We start from the raw sequence: 22,411 nt of genomic DNA on the forward strand, positions 1-22,411 counted from the left end.
CGGGCGCTCGCCGCCCGCCCCGGGCTCACAGCTCGTGGACCGTCGTCTCGCCGGTGGTCACCAGCAACGCGCTCCACGCCGCGGCCGGGCTGATGTTGAGCAGCACCGCGCGGCCATCGAACTCCCCGGTCTCCCGGGCGCTCGAGAGGTTGAAGAACACGTCGTTGGGCCCGAGGTGGCCGTAGCGGGCCAGGTTGTCGAAGCACGCCTTCGCGATCGGGACACCGATCGCCTCCGACCAGTTCCGGAACGCGGCCGTGGACAGGTTCTGGGCGAGGCAGCAGGTGACATCGGCCGGGCTCAGGCCGTTGCGGTCGAGCAGGCGGGTGACCAGCGCGCGCAGCCGGTTGCGGGTCTCCACGGCCAGCCGGAACGCATAGACCGCCGGATCGGTGCACTCCTCCCGCCAGCGCGCGAAGCCCTCGTCGCGGTACTCGACGCGGAACAGGTCCGCGTAGGCCCCGTTCGTCTCCAGCAGGATGTCCCGGATCCGCAGGTCTCCCTGCCGGCGCAGCAGGAGCGCGCCGCCGCTGTCGCCGTTGACCGTGACGGGGTGGCGGTACCGCCCCGGCGTGGCGGGCTTGCTCCCGTGCAGGACGAGCACGTTCGCCAGATCCGGGTCGGCGCGCAGCAGCCCGCTTGCCGCGAGCAGGGCCGGGGTGAGCGACGCGCAGCCGAGACCCCCCACCGAGAACGCCATCGCCCGGCCGGCGCCGAGCATCGCCTGCAGCCGGGTCGCTTCCGAACTGACCAGCGTCTGCGGCGCCCGCGGCTCCACCGTCAGGACGACGTCGACGTCATCCGCGTCGAGGCCCGCGCCGGCCAGCGCCCGCAGGCCCGCCCGGACGGCCAGCTCGGCCGCGGTGAGCGTGTCGTCGGCGGGCACCCGGTCGATGCCGAGCGCGGCGCAGGTCGCGCGTTCGGCGTCGGACAGCGAGGCCAGCTCCGGCAGTTCGGCCACGGCGAGGGACGTCTCGGGCAGGTACCACGCCGACGCGGCGAGCGCGATCACGCGCCGGGCAGCTCGGTGAAGGCGCCCAAGATCTCGTCGGCGAGCGCTTCGAGACGCTCCTGCCCGACACCGCCCGACACCGCCAGCCGCAGCGCACCGTCGCGCACCGCACTCGTGACGACCAGCGGGAACCAGGACGCGACCGCGCGCTTGAGGTTCATCGACAGGTCCCAGCGGGTCCGCAGCAGGCGGACACCGGAGTCGAACGCCGAGGTGTCGCTCGGCCCGTGCAGGACCAGGACCTCGGGTTCGGGCAGGGCGCGCAGCTGCGCGGTGCCCGGCGTGTCCGGCGAGAGATGCCGCAGGATCCCGTAGCCGACGCCGTCGTTCGGCACCGACCGCGCGCGGTCGGTGATCTCCGGCAGGCAGTCCCGGGCCGTGGTGCCCGGCCCGACCGGCAGCACCAGCGGGTGCAGGGTGGTGAACCAGCCCACCGACGGCCCGCGCCCGGCCAGCCGGTACGGGTTGGGGGTGGCTTCCCCCTCGGTCATCACGAAGGCGCTCGGCGCGTCCTGCCACCGGGCCAGGCCGCAGGACACCGCGCACAGCGCCGCCTCCCGGCCGTCCGCGCCCCCGGCGGACAACAACGTGGCGACGGCGGGGTCGTCGAGGGTGCGGGCGGTGATGCCGTCGCCGGGCGAGCCGCCGATCGTTCCGGCGGCTCCCCCCGCCCGCAGGGTTGCCGTCCAGTAGGTCAGCTCGCCGGACAGCTCGTCCGAGACCGCCATCGCCCGCAGGTGCTCGGCCCATTCGCGCCACCGCGGCGGGCGCGGCACCGGGGCCGGGGCGCGGCCCGCGGTCAGGTCGGCAAGCAGCACGTCGAGGTCGTCGAGCACGACCACAGTGGACATGTTGTCGAAGACGAAGTGGTTGACCAGCAGGACGAGCAGGCCGCCGCGGGCGCGGCCGCGATCGTAGTGGCGGACGCGGAACAGCGGGCCGCGCGCGGGATCCATCTCGGCCTTCAGCGCCAGGCAGTCGTCCGCGACGATCCCGAGCTCCTCGTCGTCGCTCAACGGCGGGAGCACTTTCGCGTCGAACACGTCGGCCACGGTGACGTCCGCGACCTCGAGGCGGGCGCCCAGTGCGTTGCGCCGCAACCGGTAGCGCAGCGGCTCGTGCAGGGTCAGCAGGTGCCCGATCGCCGTCCGGATCGCGGCCGCGCCGATCTCGGGCGTGGTTTCCACGGTGTGCACGTCGACGAAGTCCCCGACGTCGTCCGGCAGCTGCCGCAGGAAGCTGAGCATGATCGGGGTCGGCGGGATCGCGCGAGGGGACTCGGGTGCGGCGGCGGCCGGGGAGACGGGCTGCACGGACGCGGACACCGGCGCCGGGCCGTCGACGACCGCGGCCCGCGCCAGCTCGGCGAGCGTGCGGCACTGCAGGAGCTGCTGCGGCGTGAAGTGGACGCCGTCCTTCGCCGCCCGCGCCGCCACCCGGACGCCGAGCACCGAATCGCCGCCGAGGTCGAAGAAGTTGTCCTCCGGCGAGACCGGGCCGGTGGCCAGCAGGTCCACGCAGAGCGCGGTGAGGACGCGTTCGGCGTGGGCGACGGTGTCATTGTCCACAAAGGAAGGTGCGGGCATGGCGGGCTCCCGGTGGGTGGTGGCGGGGACCGGCTCGCCGTCGACGGCCGGCAAGGTGTCGAGCGGGCGGCCGGGTTCGCGCAGCACGGCGTCGAGCAGACCGGGCAGCAGCCGGGCGAGTGCCTCCGCCGTCTCGCGGTCGAACAGGGCCGTCGCGTATTCGAAGTAGCCGTCCATCGGCCCGTCCTGCTGGTCGATGACGCCGACGGTGAGGTCGAACTTCGCGGTGCCGGGCGCGATCCCGGCGACCGTGCCGCTCTCCGAGAAGCGCGAGCACTCGAGACCGCCGAGTTCGGCGGTGTCCTGCGGGACGTTCTGGTAGGTGTAGCCGACGTCGAACAGCGGCTGGCGGCCGGGATCGCGCGGCCCGCACACCGCGGAGACGATCTTCTCCAGGGGGATCTCTTCGTGGTCGAGGACCTGGGCGACGGTGTCCGCGCAGCGCCGGACGAGGTCGGTGAACGACAGCGAGCCCTCGACCCGGGTGCGGAACGGCGGCAGGTTGTTGAAGTACCCCATGAGGTCGTGCGTCGCCGGGTGCGTCCGGCCGGAGGTGGCCACGCCGACGACGACGTCGGTGAACCCGGCCCAGCGGTGCAGCAGGGCGTCGACGAGCGCGAGCATCGTGACGAACGTCGTCACGCCGTGCTCGCGGCTGAACGCCCGGGCCGCCTCGGCCGCCGGTTCGGCGACGGAGAACTCCACGAGGCCGCCGTCGAAGGTCTGGACCGGCGGGCGCGGCCGGTCCAGCGGCAGCTGCGCGGCCGGCAGGCCGGCCAGCGCGGCACGCCAGAACCGCAGGCCGCGTTCGAGGGTCTCCCCCGTCAGCCGCTTCCGCTGCCAGGCCGCGAAGTCGGCGAACTGGAAGGGCAGCTCCGGCAGCTCGGGGGCCCGGCCGGCCAGGTGGGCCTGGTAGAGCTCGGTGAAGTCGCGGAAGAAGATCGTCGGCGACCAGCCGTCGAAGACGATGTGGTGGTAGGTCCAGAGCAGGACGTGGTCGTCGGCGGCCAGGCGCAGCAGGGTGATGCGCACCAGCGGGCCGGTGGCCAGGTCGAACGGGCGGACGGCTTCCTCGTCGGCCAGCTTGTGCGCCAGCGCGTCGCGCTCCGGTCCGGGCAGCGTGCTCAGGTCGTGCACCACGAGCCGGGGCCCGGGTTCGGCGAGACGGGTGAACGGCACGCCGTCGTCGTCGGGGACGCAGGTGCGCAGCACCTCGTGCCGGTCGAGCAGGTCCTGCACCGCGCCGGTGAGCGCGGCCTCGTCCAGCGGGCCGGTCAGCCGCAGGTCGTGCGGGATGTTGTAGAGCGCGGTGCCGGGGTTCAGCCGGTCGACGTACCACAGCTGTTCCTGGCCGGCGGACAGCGGCAGCGGCCCGCCGCGCGGGAGGACCTCGATGGCGGGCAGGTCGGCGCTCGGGCCGCGCTCGGCCCGGGCGGCGTGGATCCGGCCGGCGAAGGCCCGCACGGTCGGGTGGGCGTACAGGTCGGCGAAGGTCAGCTCGACGCCGAAGTCGCGTTCCATGGTGCGCAGCGCGGTGATCGCCGCGATGGACGTCCCGCCGAGGGCGAAGTAGTCGGCTTCCGCGGTGAGCTCGTCCTCGCCCAGCGCGCGGGCCCAGATCTCGGCGACCCGCCGCTCGGTGTCCCCGTCGGGCACCACGGCGGCCGGCGGTTCCGGCGCGCGGGTTTCGGCGGCCGGCGCGCCCGGCGGGCGGCACCAGCACCGGACGCTCTCCAGCGGGTACACCGGCGCTTCGATCCGCGGCACGGCCACGTCGGCGTAGTGGCGGTCCCAGTCGAGCCGGACACCGAGCCGGTAGAGCGACGCGACCTGCCGCAGCACCGCCCGCCGTCCGGCACCGGCGATCAGCTCGACGCAGCCGAGCTCGGGCGCCAGGCGGCGCATCGTCCGCGACAGCACGCCGCCGGTGCCCAGCTCGACCAGCACCGCGCCGTCCCGGACGAACCCGCGCACCGCCTCGGCAAGCCGGCCGGAGTCCAGTGCGGCGCCGACGTCCCGGCCCGCCGCGGCGGCCAGTCCGTCCGCATAGGACAGTTCGCCGCGGGCGATCCGCACGGACAGGTTGCCCGCGCCCGACCCGACGAGGTGGGTGTCGGGGATGCCCAGCGACCGGGCCAGCCGGTGCAGGGCGTGGTGCACGGCGACCAGCCGGGGGCCCGGCTCGTCGGGCAGCGGGACGGTGCCGAGGACCGGCCACGCCGCGCACAGCTCGGGCCAGAGCTCGGGTTCGACCCCGCCGTCACCGGAGAAGAGCAGCACCACCGGCGGGTCGTCCGCCGCGGGCGCGTCCGGGACGGCGGCCGACCGCAGGGCCGCGGCGAGGGCCTCGGGTTCGCCGGCGACGACGGCGACGCGGAACGGGTGGTCGTCGCGGCCCCGGTTCATCGCGTGCCCGATGGCGAGCACGCCGTGGCCGCTCCCTTCGGCGAACTTCGCGAGTTCGTCGCGGTAGCGGAGCAGTGCGGAAGCCGTCTTCGCCGAGACCGTCACCAGGTGCTCGGTTCCGGTTTCCTGGTCGGGCACCGGGGCCGGCGGGGCCTGTTCGACGACGGCGTGCACGTTGGTCCCGCTCAGCCCGAAGGAGCTGAGGCCCGCGCGCCGCGGCGCGTCGTCGTCCCACGGGCCGAACGCCGGGTTGACCCGCACCGGGCCGTCGAAGTCGATCAGCGGGTTGGGCGTCTCGAAGTGCGCGGTCGGGTACCGGACGCCGCGCCGCACGCTGAGCAGCACCTTGACCAGCCCGGCCACCCCGGCGGCGTTGTCGAGGTGGCCGATGTTGCCCTTGATCGAGCCGATCGCGCAGTGCGGGGTCGTCACGCCGGCGTCGAGGAACGCCTGGCGCAGCGCCTCGACTTCGACGACGTCGCCGAGCGGGGTGGCCGAGCCGTGGCATTCGACGTACCCGACGGTGGCCGCGTCGACGCCGGCGTCCCGCCAGGCCGCGGTGATCACCTCGGTCTGCGCCGCCCGGCTCGGCGCGCTCATGCTGGCCATCCGGTAGCCGTTGTGGTTGACCGCGATGCCCTTGAGCACCGCGTGCACGTGGTCGCCGTCGGCGAGCGCGGCGGGCAGCGGCTTGAGCACGACGATCCCGCCGCCTTCGCCGCCGACCGCGCCGGTGGCCTTCTCGTCGAACGGCCGGCACCGGCCCTCGGGCGACTCGACCCCGCGGACCGGGACGTGCCCGGCCTCCCGGATCGGCACCGGCCGCACACTGATCCCGCCCGCCAGCGCCAGTTCCGCGGTCCCGCTGCGCAGCAGGGCGACGGCGTGGGCGATCGCGACCAGGCTGCCGCTGCACGCGGTGTCGAGGACGAGCGCCGGCCCGGTGAAGTCGTGGCGGTAGCTGATCCGCGCCGCGAGTGAAGCGGTCAGGATGCCGAGAATCTGCTGCGGGTCCTCCTCTTCGAAGAGGTCGTCGTAGTCGGAGCGCGAGCTGCCGAGCACGACGGCGGTGCGCGAGCCTCGCAGCGCCCGGGGCGCGTAGCAGGCGTTTTCGAGGGCTTCGTGGGCCAACTGCAGGATGAGCCGCTGGTGCGGGTCCATCCACGCGGCCTCGGCCGGCGGCACCCCGAAGAACCGGTGGTCGAACCGGTCGATCCGGTCGAGGTAGCCCATCGGCAGGTAGCCGGGGCCGTCCGCGAAGCCGGTTTCCCGCAGCCGCTCCGGATCGGGCTGCCCGACCACGTCGCGGCCCTCGGCGAGCAGCTCGTGCACGGCGTCCAGCCCGTGGGCGCCCGGCAGCAGGGCGGACACCCCGATGATCGCCACGTCGTCGTTGCGCACCGGCGCCGACCTCCTAGAGCTCGTAGTCCTTCGGGGGGTTGAGGCCGCGGTCCACCGCCCGGCCCAGCGCGGCGAGCGTCGGGTGCTCCAGCATCAGGGCGAGCGCCCCGACGGTGGGGTTGTCGAACAGCGCCCGCGGCGGCAGCGCAGCGCCGAAGTCCGCGCGCAGCCGGGCGGTGACCCGCAGGCACAGCAGCGAATCGCCACCGAGGGCGAAGAAGTCGTCGTTGACGCCGACCTGGTCGACGGAGAGCACCTCGGCCCAGATCCGGCTCAGCGCCCGTTCGGTCGCGGTGCGGGGCGCGAGGTAGGCGGGCCCGCTCTCGCCGGGTGCCGGGGCGTGCGGTTCGCCCGGGGGTGCACCCGGCCCGGCCGGCTCGGCCACGGCCGGCTCGGCCACGGCCGGCCGCGCGGACGGGCCGGCCGGGTCGCGCAGCAGGTCGACGAGCTCACCGACGAGGGTCTCGGCCGTGCCGCCGTCGAACAGCGCGGGGTCGTAGCCGAGCCGCAGCGTCAGCTGCTCGTCCTCGCGCGTGCCGCCGTGGGCGACGAGGGCCAACGGGTAGTTGGTGATCTCGATGGCGGTCAGCTCCGCCACGTGGAGTCCGCGCGCGGCGAGGCCGGCCGAATCGAAGGGGTAGTTCTCGAACACCACGATGCTGTCGAAGAGGCTCTCCCGGGCGGGCAGCCCGCTCCAGCGGCGCAGCGCCGCGAGCGAGACGTGCCCGAACCGGCGGGCCTCGGCCTGGTCGGCCTGCAACCGCCGGAACCAGGCCGGCCGGTCCCCCGCCTCGGACACGGTGACGCGGACCGGCACGGTGTTGACGAACATCCCGACGATCGCGGCCACGCCGGGCAGCTCGGGCGGGCGGCCGGCCACCACCGCGCCGAAGCAGACGTCCGGATCGCCGCCGTGGCGGGCGAGCAGCCGCGCCCACGAGCCCTGCACGACCGCGTTGACCGTCAGCCGGTGGCGGCGGGCGAACGCGGCCAGCCGGGTGGAGTCCACAGCGGACAGCTTCCTGTCCACTGTGGACGTCGAGCGGGTGCGGTGGGCCCGGCCCGGCGGCCGGTCGAACGGCAGCCGGGTGGGCGTGAGACCGGCCAGTGCCTGCCGCCAGTGGGCTTCGAGGTGCTCACCGACGTCCTGCCGGGCCAGCCAGGCCAGGTGGTCGGCGAACGGACGTCTCCGCCGGACCGGCACGCCGGCGACGTGCGCCAGGACGTCGGTGAGTACCTCGAAGACGCTCCAGCCGTCGAGGATCACGTGGTGGAACGTCCAGAGCACCCGGATCCGGGCGCCGGCCAGCCGGATCAGGGTGACCCGCAGCAGCGGCGGCACCGCCGGGTCCAACCCCGCTTCGCGATCGGCGGCGAGCAGCGCGGCTTCGTCGTACGGGCCCGGATCGTGCACGGTCACCGGCAGGGTCACGGTCCGGTGCACGACCTGCACCGGTTCGCGCAGCCCGGTCCAGCGGACAGCGGTGCGCAGGGCGGGGATTTCCGCGACGGCCCGCCGCCAGGCCCGTTCGAGGACGGCGGGGTCGTCGACGCCGGCCAGGGTGAAGCAGATCTGCTCGAGGTAGGTGCCGGGTTCCGACAGGCTGTGGAACAGCATCCCGGCCTGCATCGGGGTCAGCGGGTAGACGTCCTCGACGTTGCGGCCGTCGCCGAGGAGCCGGTCGAGCTCCGCCTGGTCCACGGTGGCGAGCGGGAAGTCGGAGGGGGTGCCGCCGCCGGCGCCGGGTTCGGCGCAGTGGGCGGCGATTCCCCGCAGTGCCGCGAGCACGTCGGTGGCGAGGCGGGTGACCGTGTGATGTTCGTGCACGCCCGGGGAGTAGGTCCACTCGAACTCGAGCTCGCCTTCGGCGGTGACAGCCGCGGTGACGTCGAACCGCGCGGTCCCGGTGACGTGGGGTGCGCGGCTCAGGCCGATCGCCGAGGGCGCGGAACGGAACAGTTCGCCGGTCTCCCGCCCGGCGTCGAAGCGGCCGAGGTAGTTGAACGCCGCCACCGGCCGGACCGCCGGCAACTCCGCTTTCCCGAGGTACCGCAGCGCCCCGTACCCCAGGCCGCGGTCCGGGATGGCCCGCAGGCACTCCTTCACCGACTTCAGCACCGCGCCCCAGCCGCCGTCCCGTGGCACCTCCACCGGACACGGGTACAGCGTCGTGAACCAGCCCACCGTCCGGGACAGGTCGACGTCGTCGAAGATGTCCTCGCGACCGTGGCCTTCCAGCTCCAGCAGCACCCGGTCCCGGTCCAGCCACCCGCCGAGGACCCGGGCGAGCGCGCTCACCAGCACCTCGTCCATCCGCGTCCGGTACGCGGCCGGGGTGTCGCGCAGCAGCGCCGCCGTCTCCTCCGCCCCCAGCCGGACCGTCACCGTGCGGGGCGGCCGCGGGTCGCCGTCGGGCCCCGCGCCCTCGACCGGCCTCCGCCAGTGCGCCAGCTGGTCGCCGAACCCGTGCCCGGCCAGCCGCCGGGACCAGTCGCCGAACGACGTGGTCCGTGGCGGCAGCTCCACCGGTTGCCCGGCGCGGGCCGCGTGGTAGGCCGTGCGCAGGTCGGCGAGGAGGATCCGCCACGAGACGCCGTCCACGACCAGATGGTGGGCCGCCAGCAGCAGCCGCGAGCCGTCCAGGACCGCGGTGAACAACGCACCGCCGTCCAGCTCGAAGAAGTCCATAGTGGACGCCGGACCGGCGCGGAACGCCGCGATGGACTCCGTGTACTCCTGCCGCCACTCGCCGCCGACGCGCCGGAAGCGCAGCCGGAGGGCGTCGTGGTGGGCGGCCAGCGCCTCGACGGCCGTGCGCAGTGCCGAGCGGTCGACGTCCGCGGCGAGCTCGGCCGACACCCACTGCGTGAAGTGGCCGGGGTGCTCGGTGACCGTCTCGAAGAACCAGTGCTGGATCGGCGACAGCGGCACCGCCCCGGCCGGCCGGGGCGCCGCGCGCGCCGCCGGCTCCGCCCAGGAGCCCGCCGCGGCCAGCTCGGCCGGGGTCTGCCGGAGGAAGACGTCCTTGGCGCTCAGCCGCAGCCCGAGCTGCCGGGCCCGCGCGACGACCTGGATGCCGAGGATCGAATCCCCGCCCAGCTCGAAGAAGTTGTCCTGCGCCCCGACCTGTTCGACGCCGAGCACCTCGGCCCACACCCGGGTCAGCAGCTCCTCGGCCGGCCCCCGGGGCGCGGTGCGGGCGCCGGCGGTCCGCGGCCGCGGGGCCGGCAGCGCCCGGCGGTCGATCTTCCCCTGCGGTGTCAGCGGGAACCGGTCGAGGACCACCAGCGCGCCGGGCACCAGGTGCCCCGGCAGGCTCCGGCCCAGGAACTCCCGCATCGCGCCGGGCTCGACCGGACGGCGCGGCACGACGTAGCCGGCCAGGCGCTTGTGGCCGGGGGTGTCCTCCCGCGCCAGCACGACGGCTTCGGCGACGTCCGGGTGCCGCCGCAGTGCCGCCTCGACCTCGCCGACCTCGATCCGGAAGCCGCGGATCTTGACCTGGTCGTCGGACCGGCCGAGGAAGTCGAGCACCCACTCCTCCCCCGACCGCCAGCGCACGACGTCGCCGGTGCGGTAGAGCCGGGTGCCGTGGCCGAACGGGTCGGCGACGAACCGGTCCGCCGTCAGGCCGGGCCGGTCCAGGTAGCCGCGGGCCAGCCCGCTCCCGCCGATGTACAGCTCACCGGGCACGCCGGCCGGCACCGGCTCGAGGTGGCGGTCCAGCACCAGGCAGCGCGTCCCGGTGATCGGCCGCCCGATCGGCACCGGCCGCCCGGCGTCGCCGGGGCGGACCCGGTGGCCGCTGGTGAAGGTGGTGCCCTCGGTGGGCCCGTACCCGTTGACCAGCTCCAGGTCCGGCCACCGGTCCAGGACCGCGGCGCACTGCCGTGGCGACAGGACGTCACCGCCGGAAACGAGCCGCCGCAGCCCGGCGAACACCCCGGGGTCGGCCGCCGCCACCTCGTGGAACATCCCCGCGGTGAGCCAGAGCGAGGTCACCCCTTCGGCGCGGAGGAAGGCACCGAGGGCGTCGACCGACGGCAGGTCCTCCGGGTCGATCGCCAGCCGCGCGCCGGAGAGCAGCGCACCCCAGATTTCGAGCGTCGAGGCGTCGAACGACAGCGGCGCGTACTGCGTCGAGACGTCGTCGTGGCCGAGGCGGGCGTACGGGTCGGCGCACAACCGGGTCACCGCCCGGTGCTCGATCAGCACGCCCTTCGGCCGGCCCGTCGAGCCGGAGGTGTAGAGCACGCAGGCCAGGTTCGCCGGCCGGACCCGGGACGGCGGGGCCCCGGCGGGCTCCCCGTCGTCATCCAGGAACAGCACACGCGCCCCGCGGGGCACCCGGTCGCGGGCCGCCCGCGTCGTGAGCACCGTCGCCGCCCCGGAATCCGCCAGCAGCCACGCCAGCCGCTCGTCCGGGTAGCGCGGGTCGAGCGGGACGTAGGCGCCGTCGGCCTTCAGGACGGCCAGCATGCCGGTGATCGCGTCGATCCCCCGCGGCACGCACAGGCCGATCCGGACGTCCGGGCCGGCGCCGTGCGCGATCAGGCCGTGCGCGAGCCGGTTCGCCCGGGTGTCCAGCTCCCGGTAGGTCGACGCGGTGCCGGCGCAGGTCACGGCGATCGCGTCCGGGCGCTCGCCGACGCGCTCGGCGAAGACGTCGAGGACGGTCAGGCCGGGCCCGTCCGCCGTCGAGCGGCCCGCCGCCAGCAGCTCGCGCCGTTGCGCGGGCGCCGGGAACGGCAGGCGGGACAACCGCCGGCTCGGGTCTTCGGCGATGCCTTCCAGCAGGACCAGGAGGTTCTCGGCCAGCCGCCGGATCGTGTCCGCGTCGAAGAGCTCGGTGCGGTACTCGATCGTGGTGCGCAGGCCACCGTCGCGCGGCTCGAACTCCAGCGTGAGGTCGAACGGCGCGGACCGCCGGGGCAGGTCGAGCTCCTCGACCGCCAGCCCGCTGAGCCGCGGGAGCGCCGCCGGCGCGTTCTGCAGCACAACCATGGTGTTCACCAGCGGTGAGCGGCTCGCGTCGCGGTCCGGGGCGAGCAGCTCCACCAGGCGGCCGAACGGGACGTCGTCGTGGGCCATCGCGTCGAGCACGGTCGAGCGGACGCCGGTCAGGAAGTCCGCGAACGCGGGGTCGCCGTCGAGGCGGGAACGAATCACGACGGTGTTGACGAAGAAGCCGACGAGATCGGCCAGCTCGGCCCAGGACCGCCCGGCCGTCACCGTGCCGAGCGCGATGTCGCGCTGCCCGGTGTAGCGCGCGAAGAGCACTTGCGCGGCCGCGACGAGGGTCATGAACAGCGTGGCCCCGCGCGCGCGGCCGAGCTCGGTCAGCCGGGCGGTCACGGCCGGGGGCACGGTGCACCGGTGGGTCGCGCCCGCCGTCCCCCGCACCGCGGGCCGCGGCCGGTCGGCAGGCAGCTCCAGCACCGGCACCCCCGCCAGCTGCCGCTCCCAGTAGGCGATCCGGTCGTCGAGCTCCGGTCCGGCGAGCCGCTCCCGTTGCCAGGCGGCGAAGTCGGCGTAGCGCAACGGCAACGGGGGCAGCTCGGCCGGCGCCCCGGAGTACAGCAGGCCGAGCTCGCCGGCGAGCACGCCCATCGACCAGCCGTCGGTGACGATGTGGTGCAGCACCAGCACCAGCACGTGGTCGCCGGGCCCCAGCTCGAACACCGTCGCCCGGAACAACGGGCCGCGGGCGAGGTCGAACGGCCGTTCCACCTCCGCGATCAGCTCCCGCTCGAGGTCCACGGCGGCGCGGACGTCCGGCCGGATCTCCGGTGGCGGCCCGATGACCTGGACACCCCGCCCGGCCACGGTGGGGAACGTCGTGCGCAGCGACTCGTGGCGTTCGGCCAGTGCGGTCAGCGCGCTCGTCAGCGCGTCGAGCGAGAGGGGTCCGCGCAGCCGGAATCCCGCGCTGGTGTTGTACTCGGCGCTGCCCGGCGCCAGCTGGTCGAGGAACCAGAGCCGCTGCTGCCCGGACGACAGCGGCAACGCGGCTCCCGGCGTCGAACGCGCGGGCGCGTGACTGCCGTGCGCGGCGGGCAGGGCGGCCGCGAGCCCGGCGACGGTCCGGTGCTCGAACACGGCCTGGGCGGGCAGCGCGGTACCCAGGCGGCGGTTGAGCGTGCCGGCCACCCGCATCGCGACGATGGAGTCCCCGCCCAGCTCGACGAAGCCGTCATCGGTCCCGACGTGGTCCAGGCCGAGCGCCTCGCGCCAGACCTCGGCGACCAGGTCTTCGGCCGGGTTGCGGGGAGCGGTGCCGCCGAGGCGGCCGGGCTCGGGCAGGGCACGGCGGTCGACCTTGCCGCTGTCGGTCAGCGGCAAGGCGGCCAGCTCGACGAACCGCGCGGGGACCAGGTGGTCCGGAACGCGGTCGCGCAGGTACGCCCGCAGCCCGGTGACCGGTGCGGTCTTCGGCACGACGTACGCGACCAACCGATCGCCGTGACCGTTCCGGCCGGCCACGACGGCCGCGGCGGCCAGCCCCGGGTGGCTCAACAGGGCGGCTTCGGCTTCGGCGGGGTCGACGCGGATGCCGCGGATCTTGACCTGGTCGTCGGCGCGCCCGAGGAAGTCCAGCAGCCCGTCGTCCCGGCGGCGCACCCGGTCGCCCGTGCGGTACATCCGCGCCCCGGGCGGGCCGGCCGGATCGGCGACGAAGGAGGCGGCGGTCGCCCCGGGCCGGCCGAGGTAGCCGCGGGCGAGACCGGCCCCGGCCAGGCAGAGCTCTCCCTCCGCGGCCGGCCGCAGCCCGGCGTCCAGCACCTGGGCGCGGGTTCCCGCGACGGGCCGGCCGAGCACCGCGCGGCCTTCGGGCACGGTGCCGCAGACGAGACTGTCCACTGTGGTCTCGGTGGTGCCGTAGGCGTTCCGGACCACGACTCCGGCGGCCGCCAGCGCGCTCCCGAGGTCCGGATCCACGGGCTCGCCGCCGGTGACGACGATCCGCGGTCGCGCGGGACCGTCCAGGAGCCCGGCGAGGAGGAGCATGCGGAGGTACGAAGGGGTCACGTCGAGCACGTCGATCCGTGAAGCGGCCAGTGCGGCGACGGTCTCCCGCGGGTCGAGCCGGGCAGGCTGGCCGACGACGTGCAGTTCGTGCCCGGCGAGCATCCACAGCAGCGGAACCCAGGAGGCGTCGAAGGAAAGACTGGTGGTGTGCGCCACCCGCAGCCGCCGCTCGCCCGCGGTGGCGAAGATCCCGGCGTGGTGGGCGGCGAAGAGGGCGAGAAGGCCGCGGTGGGTGCCGAGCACGCCCCGGGGCCGGCCGGTCGATCCGGAGGTGTAGAGCACGTAAGCGAGGTTGTCGGGCCGGACCCGCGGAAGCACGGCGGCAGCGGAGTTGCCGCCGCCCGGCACGAACACCGGCTCGCACTCCGGCGGCAGCCCGCCGGCCAGTTCCGGCCGGGTCAGCACCAGCGTGATCCCCGCGTCCTCGACCAGCGACGCCCGATGCCGCGGCGGATGCGCCGGATCGAGCGGCACGTACGCGGCACCCGCCTTCAGGATGCCGAACACCGCCACGACCATGTCGGCCCCGCGCTCGAGCAGGAGCCCGACCCGGGTCTCCAGCCCCGCGCCCCGCTCGACCAGGCGGGCCGCCACCGCGTCGCTGCGGGCCGCCAGTTCCGCGTAGCTCCACCGGGTGCGGCCGCACACCACCGCGGTCTCCGCGCGGTCGCGGGCCGCCCGGTGGGCCAGCAGATCGCCCACGCTGCTCAATGGTCCAGTCGTGGTAGTCATCCCCAGAATTCCCCCGTGCACGATGCCGGAAATCCCGGCGGTGACGAACTCCGGATACTTCCAGCGGCTTCGCGCCGACGGCAAGCCGCCGATCGAGGGACCGGCGATCACTGTCCATAATTGGCGCTGACCACCACTTGAATTGATCGTCCACTAAGGACGTTCAAATCACGGGCAAGCGATTACGCCGTTCGGCGCCGTCCGTGCACCGGAAGCCGTGTTAGCTTCGAACGGGGGTGGCATTCGTCGAGGGGAGGATGCGTGGCAGGCGGGCAGCCGGTGGGCGCGGAAATCACCGCCGAGGAGATCTTGGCCGAACTGACCGGGTTCTTCGCCACCGCCACGGCCGGGAACACCCCCGACCCCGACGAAGACTACTTCGCACTGGGCTTGGTGAATTCACTGCTGGCCCTGGAGCTGGTGGCGCACATCGAACGCCGGTACGGCATCGAAGTCGCGGTGGAAGACCTCGACCTCGACAATTTCCGGACCATGAACCGCGTCACCGCCTTCGTGCTCCGGAAACGATCGGCCGGAATTCCGTGACCATAATGGACTCCACGGCGTTCGCGGCGGCGGTGCGGCCGGAGGCGGCGGAGTGGGACGCCCGCGGCGGCCTTCCGCCGGACGTCGTCAAAGCCGTGGCCCACGAGGGCTTCCTGGACACCGGCCGCTCGCCGGCCGAGCTGGGGAGGCTGTGCGCCGACTTCGGCGGGGTGTGCAGTTCGCTGCGCGCCCTGATCACGGTGCAGGACATGGTCGCCGCCGCCGTCCGGCGCTGGGGCACCGCCGCCCAGCGCGAGCGCTGGCTGCCGGCCCTGGCGCGCGGTGACGTCCTCGCCGGGTTCGCGGCCACCGAGCCCGGCGCCGGGAGCGACCTGTCCGCCGTGACGACGTCCGCCGAGCGCGAGGGCGGGCAGGTGCGCCTGCGCGGCCGGAAGCTGTGGGTCACCTTCGGGCAGGTCGCCGACGTCTTCCTGGTGCTCGCCACGGCTGCGGGGCGTCCCGTCACGGTGCTCGTCGAAGCCGATCGGCCGGGTACCGCCGTCGAGCCGGTGCGCGGCCAGCTCGGGATGCGTGCGGCGCAGCTCGCCCACGTCCGGTTCGACGGCGTGCTCGTGCCCGCGGAAAACCTGCTCGCGCCACCGGGTTTCGGCCTCTCCCACGTGGTGGCGACGGCGCTGGACCACGGGCGGTTCACCGTCGCCTGGGGCTGCGCCGGCATGGCGGAGGCGTGCCTGCGCACGGCCGCGGAGCACGCGGCGGACCGGATGCAGGGCGGGGTGCGGCTGGCCGGGCACCAGACCGTGCGCGCCCTGCTCGGCCGGAGCCTGGCCGACACGAGTGCCGCGCGCGAGCTGTGCGCCCGCGCCGCGGCCCTGCGGGCGGCCGGCGATCCGGAAGCCGTGGCCGCGACCGTGCTGGCCAAGTACGTCGCGGCGCGGGCCGCCGCCGCGGTCGCCGATCGGGCCGGGCAGGTCCTCGGGGCGGCGGGCTGTGCCGAAGACAGCCTGGTGGGCCGGTTCTTCCGCGATGCCAAGGTCATGCGGATCATCGAGGGCGCCGACGAGGTCGCCGAGCAGCGGCTCGGCGAGTACGCGCTGCGGTGGCGGCCGTGAAGACCGTCAAGTGCCTGGTGTGGGACCTCGACGACACGCTCTGGGACGGCGTCGTCCTCGAAGGAGACCGGCCGCGGCCGTTCCCCGCCGCGATCGAGGCCCTGCACACGCTGGATCGGCGGGGGATCCTGCACGCCGTGGCGGGCCGCGGCGAGCCCGGCCGTGCCACCGGCCACCTCGCCGAACACGGCCTGGCGGAGCTGTTCTGCGCGGTCGAAGTCGGCTGGGGCGAGAAGTCCGCGGCGATCCGCCGCATCGCCGCGGAGCTGAACATCGGCCTGGACACCATCGCCTTCGCCGACAACGACCCGGCCGAGCGCGCCGAGGTCGCCGCCGCGCTGCCGATGGTCCGCTGCTACCCCGCCGCGCGGGTCGGCGAGCTCGCCGGCCTCGCCGAGTTCCGGCCGGAGCTGGTGACCGGCGAGTCGCGCCGCCGCCGGCACCGGTACCTCGCCGAACGCTCGCGGGCCGCGGCCGAACGCGCTTTTCCCGGCTCACCGCCGGAATTCCTCGCCTCGCTCGGGCTCACGATGACCGTGCGCGCCGCCACCGAGGACGACTTCGCGCGCGCGCACGAGCTCACCCTCCGGACCAGCCAGCTCAACACGACCGGCCGTACCCTCGACGCCGGGCAGCTGCGCGAGCTGTGCGCGTCGCGCGAGCACGAGGTGCTCGTCGCCGACGTGACCGACCGCTTCGGAGCGCACGGCACGGTCGGGCTCGCGGTGCTGCACCACGACGGGCTTGACGCCGTTCTCGAACTGCTCCTGACCTCGTGCCGGGTGCTCAACCGCGGGATCGGCACGGTCCTGCTCGGCTACCTGGTCCGGGACATCCTCGCGCGCGGACGGCGTCCGGTCGCGCGCTTCGTGCCGACGGCGGCCAACCGGATCATGCTGGTGACACTGCGCTTCGCCGGTTTCGAGCCGGCGGGTGACGAGACCCTGGCCTTCGACCCGCGGCGGCCACCACCCGCGACACCCGCGCACGTCCGGATCGTCGACGGGAGGGCCCGGTGAAGGTCGGAGTCGTGGGTGCCGGAGTGATGGGCACCGGTGTCGCGCAGTGCTTCGCGGCGGCCGGGCACGACGTCGTCGTCGCCGACACCGACCCGCGGGCCCTGGACCGGGGCCCGGAGCGGATCCGGACCGGCCTGCGGATGGCGGCGCTGCTCGGCGCCCGCCCACCGGCCGCCACCGGGGACCGGATCCGCTGGACCGGACGGCTCGAGGACCTGGGCGGCAGCGAGTTCGTCGTCGAGTGCGCGGCGGAACGGCTGGCATTGAAGGAAAAGCTGTTCGCCGAGCTCGACGAGCTCTGTCCCGCCGCGACGGTCCTCGCCTCGTGCACCTCCGCCGTCCCGATCGGCAGGCTGGCCGCCGCGACCGCCCGCGCGGACCGCGTCATCGGCACCCACTTCATGAACCCGGCCCCGCTGAAGGACGCCGTCGAGGTGGTCCGCGCGGCCGCGACCGGCGAGGAAACCCTGCGCACCACCACGGACGTGCTGGCCGGTCTCGGCAAGCGGGCGATCGTCGTCGCCGACGGCCCCGGGTTCGTCGCCAACCGCGTGCTGATGGCCACGATCAACGAGGCGATCGCGACGGTCGGCGACGGCATCGCCGACGCCGGCACCGTCGACCGGGTCTTCGAAAACTGCTTCGGGCACGCGATGGGCCCGTTGCGCACCGCCGACCTCATCGGGCTCGACGTCATCCTGGACACCTTGGTGGTGCTGCTGGAGTGCACCGGACAACCGATGTACCGCCCGTGCCCGCTGCTGACCGAGCTGGTGGGCACCGGCAGGCTGGGCCGGAAAACCGGCCGGGGCCTGCACTCCTACCCCGCAAGCTAGCTTGCCGTCGGCAGCAGTTCGAGCGTCTCGGCGGCCAGCCGGTCCGCGCCCTCCCGGAAGTCCGCGTCCAGCTTGCGGAACAACGTCTCGGCCTCGATCGCCGGCCAGTCCGCCGGCAGGTGGCCCGCCGGCAGGTGCGGGTCGCGACGGACCACGTGCAGCCAGTCCGAGTGCAGCATCAGCCGGCGCGTGAGGTCGTCGGGGAACGGCGGCTTCCCGGCGTCCCACTTCTCCATGAAGTCGTGGTAGCGCGAAGCGATCGTCGCCGTGTCGAAGGCTTTGCGGACGAGCTCGGCCGCTTCCGTCGGCTTCGCCGGGTGCGCCGTGAAGACCGTGACGTGCCCGTCGAGCCCGAGCTGCTCGACGATGGCCGTGACGTCCCGGACGCCCGGGGCGACCCACAACCCGTTCTGCAGCAGGCCGAACCCGGCCCAGGTCAGCTGGCGGCGCAGGTCGTGCCGGTCGCCGCGGCGGGTGTCCGGCAGGGAGAAGCCGACCAGCGTCCAGCCGCCGTCGGCCGATCGGTTGACCGCGCCGGTCTCCCAGATCCGCCGCCTGCCGTCCTCGAGGACGGCGGCGAGGCGCTCGCTGAGACCGAAGTAGACCTTCCGCCCGTGCCGGTGGCGGGTCAGCAGCCCGGTGCCCGCCATGCGGGTCAGCGTCGAACGGACCGCCTCCTCCGAGACGCCGACCCGGCCGAACACGTCGATCACGCTGCCCGAATAGATCGCGCTCGCCCGGCCGAGCAGGTGGATGCCCAGGAAGGTGAGCATGACGGACTTCGGGCGTGGCCCGGAGCCGGTCTCGGCGGATGACGTCACGAGCGTCAGCGTAACCCGGCGGGCGATCACTTGATGTTGTGCAGATTATTGACGGCCGTCATGGCCATGACTAACGTTGGGGCCCGCTCCCCCGTCGTCCGCCCCGGACGAACCTGCTCCCTCCGCAGCGCCCCGAAGACCCTGCCCCCAAAGACGAGGGTGAACCTCATGAGCACTCAGCTCCGCAGAGCGGTCGCGTCCAGCTACCTCGGCAGTCTCATCGAGTACTACGACTTCCTCCTCTACGCCACGGCGAGCGCGGTGGTCTTCGGCAAGGTCTTCTTCGCCGACCTCGATCCGGCACTGGCCACGGTCGCCAGCTTCGGCACGTTCGCCACCGGCTACCTCGCCCGCCCGCTCGGCGGCCTGATCTTCGGTCACTTCGGCGACCGGCTGGGCCGCAAGCGGATGCTCATCCTCACCATGAGCCTGATGGGCGTCGCGAGCTTCCTCATCGGCCTGCTCCCCGGCTACGCCCAGATCGGCCCGATCGCCCCGCTCGGCCTGGTGCTGCTCCGCGTCGTCCAGGGCATCGCGGTCGGCGGTGAGTGGGGCGGCGCCGTGCTGATGTCCGCCGAGCACGCGCGGAGCCGCCGCGGCCTGTGGGCCGCCTTCACCAACGCCGGCGCCCCGAGCGGCATGGTCGTCTCCACGCTCGCCATGTCCGCCACCGCGGCGCTGACGTCCGAAGCGGACTTCCTCGCCTGGGGCTGGCGGATCCCGTTCCTGCTCAGCATCGTCCTGCTCGCGGTCGGCCTGTTCGTGCGCTCCCGCGTCGACGAGACGCCCGCGTTCCTGGCCGCCAGCAAGGAAAAGCGCCGCCGGCTGCCGGTCGTCGCCGTGCTGCGCGACCACCCGCGCGTGCTGCTTCTGGGTGTCGGCGTCGGGCTCGCCGCGTTCGTCGTCCAGGCCACGCTGACCACCTTCGTGCTTGCCTACGGCGTCCAGCAGGGACACCCGCGGCCGGAGATGCTCAACGCGCTCACGCTGTCGTCGGCCTGCGCGGTCGCGGGAATCCTGCTGTGGTCGGCGCTGTCCGACCGGATCGGCCGCCGCCCGGTCGTCCTCGCCGGGGTGGCCGCGATGGCGGTGTTCGGGTTCCTGCTGTTCCCGATGGTCCGCAGCGACAGCGGGTTCCTGCTCGTCCTGGCGCTGGTGATCGGCCAGGGCGTCATCCACCCGATGATGTACGGCCCGCTGGCCGCCCTCTACTCCGAGCTGTTCGACACCGAAAGCCGCTACACCGGCGCGTCGCTGGGCTACCAGCTCGCCGGGCTCGGCGCCGGGTTCGCCCCGCTGATCTTCGCCGAGCTCCAGCGCGTCAACGGCGGCGGCTCGACCACCCCCGTGTCGTGGACCATCGCCGCGTTCTGCCTGCTGTCCGCGGTCTGCGTGCTGGCGCTGCGGGAGACCCACCGCCGTGACCTCACCCCCGAGCCGGGTGTCCCCGCGGCCGCCCAGCGGGAAGGAAACCGAGGATGAGCGGCTGGCTCCGCCGGGTCGGCGCCCTGGTCGTCACGACACTGACCGCGATCGGCCTCACCACCGGAAGCACGGCACAGGCCGCCACCCCCACGCACTACACCGGGCAGCTGCCCGACGGCGCGACCTGGGTGGCGGACGTGCCGGCCGCCTGGAACGGGACGGTCATCCTCTACAGCCACGGCTTCGGCCCCTTGGAAGCGCGCAACGCGCCGGACGAGCCGACCGGGCAGGCCCTGCTCGAGGCCGGCTACGCGCTCATCGGCTCGTCCTACAGCGGGCCGTCGTGGTGGGCGCTCGCCTCCGCCCCGCGTGACCAGTTCGCCTCCCTCGACGAGCTCGTGCGGAAGATCGGCGAGCCCCGCCGCACCATCGCGTGGGGCACGTCGATGGGCGGCCTCGTGAGCGCGCTCGAAGCGGAATCCGGCCACCGGCGGCTCGACGGCGCGCTGACGACGTGCGGCCTGGTCGCCGGCGCGCTGAACCTGAACAACTACCAGCTCGACGGCGAATACGCGTTGTCGCGGCTGCTCGCCCCGGCCCAGCCGGTGAAGCTGGTCCGCTTCGCGAACGCCGACGAGGCGACCGCGTCGGGCGCGGCGCTGACGAAGCTCGTCACCGACGCCCAGGGCACGGCGGCCGGCCGGGCCCGGATCGCCCTCGGCGCGGCGCTGCTGAACATGCCGGCCTGGCTGACCGGCGACACCCCGCCCGGCCCGGCCGACTACGTGGGCCAGCAGCAGCAACAGCAGCAGGCCCTGGCCCAGTTCGTGCTCGGCTTCGTCGTCTCCGGCCGCTACCACATCGAGCTGGCAGCCGGCGGCAACAGCGCGTACAACCGTGGCGTGGACTACCGGGCACTCCTGTCCGGCAGCCCGCTGGCGCGCCAGGTCCGGGCGCTGTACCGGGCGGCGGGCCTCGACCTCGACGCCGACCTGGGCGAGCTGACCCGCCACGCGGACATCACGCCCGACCGGCAGGCGGTCGCGACGCTGGCCCGCACGTCGCAGGCGACCGGGCGGCTTCGCGTGCCCTCGCTGGCCATCCACACCACGGCGGATCACCTGGTCCCGGTCGAGCAGGAGAACTGGTACGCCCACCGGGTCCGCTCGGCGGGGCGGGAACCGTTGCTGCGTCAGGCGTACGTCGGCGCGGCCGGGCACTGCGCGTTCCGGCCTTCGGAGACCATCGCGGCCCTGCACGCGCTGGAGTCCCGGATCGAGACGGGCCGTTGGCCCGACCTGAGGCCGGAGCGCCTCAACGCGGCCGCGGCCGCACTCGGCGCGCCGGGCCGTTATCTCCGCTACAGCCCGGCACCCCTGACCGGCGCGGGCCACCGCTGAGGCAAGGGGGGCAGCACTCCTCGGCTGCCCCCCTTGCGTCACGGTGAATCGCGGCTGAGCGCCGGTCTCAGGACAGGCCGAAGAAGGCGATGGCGGCGGCCGCCATCCCGGTCGAGGGCAGGCTGTGCCCGGCGCCCTGGATGCTGTAGGCCTCGACCTTGTCGGCGTACTTGCGGCGGTTCCAGTTCGCCTGCGGCGTGTCCGTGGACGTCGGCGTCTGGCTCAGGCCGAACACGTTCGTCCACTGCTCGATCTCCTCCTGCAGCAACGAATACGGCACGAGCGTGTCGTTCGTGCCGTGCCACAGCTGGACACGCGGGCGAGCGCCGGTGTAGCCGGGGTAGGCCTGGCGGACCGCGTCACCCCACTGCTGGGGCGTGCGGTTCGCGCCGCCGCTGCCGGTGCACTTGCTGCTCCACGGCGGGAAGTCCGCCGCGTTCGCGAAGCAGTTGAAGGGAACGCCCATGAACGCCGCGCCCGCCTTGAACACGTCCGGGTACAGCGCGAGCATTTCGTTGGTCATCATGCCGCCCGACGACGACCCGGTGGCGAAGACGCGGTTCGGGTCGCCACCGTAGCGCTGCTGCGCGTACGTCACCATCGACACGATCGACACCGGGTCGCTGCCACCGCCCCGGCGCTTCGCGGCATCCGACCAGGTGTCGAAGCACTTGCCGAAGCCGGCCTGCTGCTGGGCGCTGGGGTAGATGACCAGGAACCCGTAGCGGTTGGCGAGCGAAGCGAACTCGCTGCCGGAGTAGAAGCCGGGCCCCGAACCACCGCAGCCGTGCATGGCGACCACGATCGCGGGATTGGCCGGCCGCGCGTCCGGCACGTAGATGTGCATGCGCATCCCGCCCGGGTTGTTCCCGAAGCCGGTCACTTCCACCAGCGAAGCGGCCGATGCCGTCGACGGCACGACGGCCGAGGTGACGGCCATCAGCAGGGCACTGGCCATGGTCACGAACGCCGTTCTGAATCCACTCATCGGTGACCTCCGGTCGGCGATCCCCCTCGCTCACCGAGGTTAGGCAGATTCACAACGACCGTCAACGATTCATCGACTATTCTGCGGTACCGAAACTTTCGAACTCAGTGATACCCTCGAAATGCCGAACAATCTA

11 protein-coding genes are annotated in these 22,411 nt (G+C 74.1%); 6 read left to right on the forward strand and 5 right to left on the reverse strand.

The window, feature by feature from the left end; translation table 11 throughout:
• Nucleotides 1–25: 25 nt before the first annotated feature.
• Genes I4Q55_RS04930 through I4Q55_RS04940 form a run of 3 tightly spaced genes read right to left on the reverse strand, consistent with a single transcriptional unit; the run spans nt 26 to nt 14,137 of the window.
• Entirely contained in the window at nt 26–1,012 is a 987-nt protein-coding gene (locus I4Q55_RS04930) for a 3-oxoacyl-ACP synthase (protein WP_206784802.1), read from the reverse strand.
• On the reverse strand, nt 1,009–6,405 hold the full coding sequence (locus I4Q55_RS50490; protein ID WP_206784803.1) for a condensation domain-containing protein: 5,397 nt from the start codon (nt 6,403–6,405) through the stop codon (nt 1,009–1,011). The genes I4Q55_RS04930 and I4Q55_RS50490 overlap by 4 nt, the downstream gene beginning before the upstream one ends.
• Before the next feature lie 13 nt (nt 6,406–6,418).
• On the reverse strand, nt 6,419–14,137 hold the full coding sequence (locus I4Q55_RS04940; RefSeq protein WP_307793113.1) for a non-ribosomal peptide synthetase: 7,719 nt from the start codon (nt 14,135–14,137) through the stop codon (nt 6,419–6,421).
• A 291-nt stretch (nt 14,138–14,428) separates the two neighbouring features.
• Here I4Q55_RS04940 and I4Q55_RS04945 point away from each other — a divergent pair, with 291 nt between their 5' ends.
• From I4Q55_RS04945 to I4Q55_RS04960, 4 genes are read left to right on the forward strand one after another with little or no spacing between them, the layout of a single operon-like run.
• Entirely contained in the window at nt 14,429–14,713 is a 285-nt protein-coding gene (locus I4Q55_RS04945) for an acyl carrier protein (protein ID WP_206784804.1), read from the forward strand.
• Between the two features lie 5 nt (nt 14,714–14,718).
• Nucleotides 14,719–15,786 carry an acyl-CoA dehydrogenase family protein gene (locus tag I4Q55_RS04950; protein WP_206784805.1) on the forward strand — a complete coding sequence of 356 codons (1,068 nt, stop codon included), beginning with the start codon at nt 14,719–14,721 and terminating at the stop codon, nt 15,784–15,786.
• Nucleotides 15,783–16,805 (forward strand): HAD-IIIC family phosphatase, encoded by a 1,023-nt coding sequence (locus I4Q55_RS04955; RefSeq protein WP_307793114.1) that lies wholly within the window; start codon nt 15,783–15,785, stop codon nt 16,803–16,805. The genes I4Q55_RS04950 and I4Q55_RS04955 overlap by 4 nt, the downstream gene beginning before the upstream one ends.
• A complete protein-coding gene (locus I4Q55_RS04960; protein WP_206784807.1) occupies nt 16,802–17,641 on the forward strand; it encodes a 3-hydroxyacyl-CoA dehydrogenase family protein in 840 nt (279 codons plus the stop codon). The genes I4Q55_RS04955 and I4Q55_RS04960 overlap by 4 nt, the downstream gene beginning before the upstream one ends.
• On the opposite strand, the gene I4Q55_RS04965 is transcribed toward I4Q55_RS04960, so the two are convergent.
• A complete protein-coding gene (locus I4Q55_RS04965; RefSeq protein WP_307793115.1) occupies nt 17,638–18,462 on the reverse strand; it encodes a PaaX family transcriptional regulator C-terminal domain-containing protein in 825 nt (274 codons plus the stop codon). The two genes, I4Q55_RS04960 and I4Q55_RS04965, sit on opposite strands and share 4 nt — an antisense overlap.
• Nucleotides 18,463–18,630: 168 nt before the next feature.
• Here I4Q55_RS04965 and I4Q55_RS04970 point away from each other — a divergent pair, with 168 nt between their 5' ends.
• Together I4Q55_RS04970 and I4Q55_RS04975 are read left to right on the forward strand one after the other, a co-directional pair.
• Nucleotides 18,631–19,944 carry an MFS transporter gene (locus tag I4Q55_RS04970; RefSeq protein WP_206784808.1) on the forward strand — a complete coding sequence of 438 codons (1,314 nt, stop codon included), beginning with the start codon at nt 18,631–18,633 and terminating at the stop codon, nt 19,942–19,944.
• Nucleotides 19,941–21,287: an alpha/beta hydrolase gene (locus tag I4Q55_RS04975; protein WP_206784809.1), complete on the forward strand. Its 1,347-nt coding sequence runs from the start codon at nt 19,941–19,943 to the stop codon at nt 21,285–21,287. The genes I4Q55_RS04970 and I4Q55_RS04975 overlap by 4 nt, the downstream gene beginning before the upstream one ends.
• 67 nt (nt 21,288–21,354) lie before the next feature.
• Here I4Q55_RS04975 and I4Q55_RS04980 read toward each other — a convergent pair whose 3' ends face one another.
• On the reverse strand, nt 21,355–22,275 hold the full coding sequence (locus I4Q55_RS04980) for a PHB depolymerase family esterase (protein ID WP_242545300.1): 921 nt from the start codon (nt 22,273–22,275) through the stop codon (nt 21,355–21,357).
• Between the last annotated feature and the right edge of the window lie 136 nt (nt 22,276–22,411).

Origin of the sequence: Amycolatopsis sp. MtRt-6 (assembly GCF_017308975.1) — a bacterium.
GTDB lineage: Bacteria > Actinomycetota > Actinomycetes > Mycobacteriales > Pseudonocardiaceae > Amycolatopsis.